The following is a 395-nucleotide window of genomic DNA, read 5'->3' on the forward strand; positions in this document are numbered from 1 at the left end:
CGATACTTCGCGCTGCCCGCCTACGAATCGAGCTTTGTCGCAGGCCGCACGTTCTCGGGCTCGGGTGTGAGCATCGACAACACGGCGGCCAACGCGGGCATGCCGTCTATCGGACTCGCTCCGGCTCAGGCGGGTTCAGGCGTCGTGATCGGCGACCTTGGCACGCGATCCGGCTCGCGAGTGATCGATCCCGTAATCGCGGGCGCGACGGCGCAAGGCGTGTTGCTGAACCTCTCGATTCCGCCAGGCGGCCTGTTCAGTCGCACGGGCGCGCCGGACGCGACGTATCTCGTCGTGACCAATCCGGCTCTTACGAACCAGCGGCGCTTCATTTCGAGCGACTACTTTCTGCGGCAGCTCGACCTCGATCCGCAGAAGGTACAGAAACGCCTGGG

Annotated in this window: 1 protein-coding gene; it reads left to right on the forward strand. The window is 65.1% G+C overall.

All coding sequences use genetic code 11. The annotated features are described in order from the left end of the window. Positions 1 to 395 (forward strand): hypothetical protein (locus tag QCE69_RS39450; protein WP_309936175.1); only part of this gene is annotated, 395 nt, incomplete at both ends.

It is taken from the genome of Caballeronia sp. LZ032 (assembly GCF_031451315.1).
GTDB lineage: Bacteria > Pseudomonadota > Gammaproteobacteria > Burkholderiales > Burkholderiaceae > Caballeronia.